This is a genomic window from Bacillus sp. MBGLi79, from assembly GCF_002953915.1.
On the sequence record NZ_CP026521.1, the window covers coordinates 721,244 to 723,478 of the forward strand.

Annotated in this window: 3 protein-coding genes; 2 read left to right on the forward strand and 1 reads right to left on the reverse strand. The window is 46.2% G+C overall.

Going from position 1 to position 2,235, the window contains the following annotated elements; genetic code table 11:
• Positions 1-309 (forward strand): ribosomal protein S18-alanine N-acetyltransferase (gene rimI / locus C1T29_RS03810; protein ID WP_208945618.1); only part of this gene is annotated, 309 nt, incomplete at its 5' end.
• Positions 299-1,324, forward strand: a complete 1,026-nt coding sequence (gene tsaD, locus C1T29_RS03815) for a tRNA (adenosine(37)-N6)-threonylcarbamoyltransferase complex transferase subunit TsaD (protein ID WP_079289361.1) — start codon at positions 299-301, stop codon at positions 1,322-1,324. The genes rimI and tsaD, both read left to right, overlap by 11 nt.
• Before the next feature lie 239 nt (positions 1,325-1,563).
• On the opposite strand, the gene C1T29_RS24680 is transcribed toward tsaD, so the two are convergent.
• The coding region (locus tag C1T29_RS24680; protein WP_231516536.1) for an ATP-binding cassette domain-containing protein at positions 1,564-2,235 on the reverse strand (672 nt) is incomplete at its 5' end.

The window sequence follows — 2,235 nt, forward strand, 5'->3', positions numbered from 1 at the left end:
GAAGTTGAGGAGCAAGTTGTCGGCTACTGCGGGATTTGGATCGTCATGGATGATGCCCAGATCACCAACATTGCCGTTTCACCTGCATATCGGGGCCGCCGTTTAGGAGAAGCTCTTTTGAAAGCCGCGATGAAGCTTTGCCGGATGAAAAAGGCGGTTCAGCTTTCTTTAGAGGTAAGGGTATCGAATCATATTGCACAAAGCTTATACAAAAAGCTCGGCTTTGAGCCGGGAGGAATTCGTAAAAATTATTATACCGATAATGGGGAAGATGCATTATTAATGTGGGTGAGACTAAATGAATCATAAAAAAGATCTGTATGTATTAGGAATCGAAACAAGCTGTGATGAGACGGCCGCCGCGATTGTCAAAAACGGAACGGATATCATTTCAAATGTCGTAGCGTCGCAAATCGAAAGTCATAAACGGTTTGGCGGCGTTGTTCCCGAGATCGCATCAAGGCATCACGTGGAACAGATGACGATCGTGCTTGAGGAAGCCTTTGCACAAGCGGACATGACATTTGATGACATTGATGCCATCGCAGTAACGGAAGGACCGGGGCTTGTCGGCGCTTTATTGATCGGCGTGAATGCCGCGAAAGCGCTCAGTTTTGCCCGGGGCATACCGCTCGTAGGCGTCCATCACATTGCCGGTCACATCTATGCCAACAGACTTGTTCAGGACATTCAATTTCCGGCGATTGCCCTTGTCGTCTCAGGCGGCCACACCGAACTCGTGTATATGAAAGAGCACGGCTCATTTGAAGTCATCGGAGAGACGCTCGACGATGCGGCAGGTGAAGCCTATGACAAAGTGGCGAGAACGATGGGGCTTCCTTATCCGGGAGGACCTCACATTGACAAACTTGCGCAAAAAGGCGAGGCAAATGTGCCGCTGCCGCGCGCATGGCTTGAAGAAGGCTCTTATCATTTCAGCTTCAGCGGATTGAAATCTGCAGTCATCAACACGCTTCACAACGCTTCACAAAAAGGTGAAACGATAGCTCCGGAAGATTTGTCAGCCAGCTTTCAGGAAAGCGTCATTGATGTCCTCGTCACAAAAACGGAACGCGCTGCGAAAGCTTATGGCGTCAAACAGGTGCTGCTTGCCGGAGGAGTTGCTGCAAACAAAGGGTTGAGAGCGGCGCTTGAAAAAACGTTCAGCAGCCATCCGGAGATTGAGCTTTTGATCCCGCCGCTTTCGCTGTGTACGGACAATGCCGCGATGATTGCCGCCGCAGGTACGGTTGCTTTTAAAAAAGGAATCAGAGGAAAATATGATATGAACGGTCAGCCTGGCTTAGATCTGACGTCTTATTAAAACCTCACGCTCTGTGAGGTTTTTTTGCCCGGGAATAGTTATTAACAGGTTATTAACATATATCCACAGTCTTGTGTATAATGTTAAAAACCTTAATTTACAGACCTTTTTTACCTGTTAATAATGTGTATAAATATTATGTTTTTTGTGGATATTGTGGGTAAATCGCTTTCTTTCTTTTAAATAAAGGATTTTAATTGTGGACAAAAAAACCGCTCCGGCTTGGAGCGGTTCATCCTTTATTCATTTGTAGAGAGTGTTTCCCATTCTGTTAACAGTTGTTCAAGCTCCTCATTTAGCCGTTCATTTTCAGAGTGGATTTCCTGGACCTTCTCATGGTCTTGGAAGACGGCGGGGTCACACAGGAGCTCTTCATTTTTTTCGATCTGTTCTTCAATGTCCGTAATTCTTGTTTCGATTTCTTCAATCCTTCGCTGCCGCTGGCGTTCTTTTCTTTTCAGCTCTTTTTCTTCCTCATAGCTCTTTTTTGCGCCAAGTTTTTCGGAAGCGTTTTTCTGATGCTCTTCCGTCTGTTTTTCTAGTTCTTTCAGTTCAAGCTGCTGCGCTTTTTTTTCTGTGTAATAATCGTAGTCGCCTAAATATTCTTCTGCTTTGTCGCGGGAAAGCTCTAGTACTTTTGTCGCGATCCGGTTGATAAAATAGCGGTCATGGGACACAAATAATATCGTTCCCGGGTAATCGATCAAAGCGTTCTCCAAGACTTCCTTGCTGTCCAGGTCGAGATGGTTTGTCGGCTCATCAAGAATAAGGAAGTTCGCTTTTTGGAGCATCAGCTTGGCGAGGGCAAGCCTTGCTTTTTCGCCGCCGCTTAACGCGTGTACAGGTTTTAATACGTCTTCTCCCGAAAACAGGAAGTTGCCGAGGCAGGTCCGGATATCCTTTTCATTCAT

Excerpts from the sequence above, each read along its gene's own strand:
- tsaD (WP_079289361.1), top strand. The coding sequence starts at position 299 with ATGAATCATAAAAAAGATCTGTATGTATTAGGAATCGAAACAAGCTGT.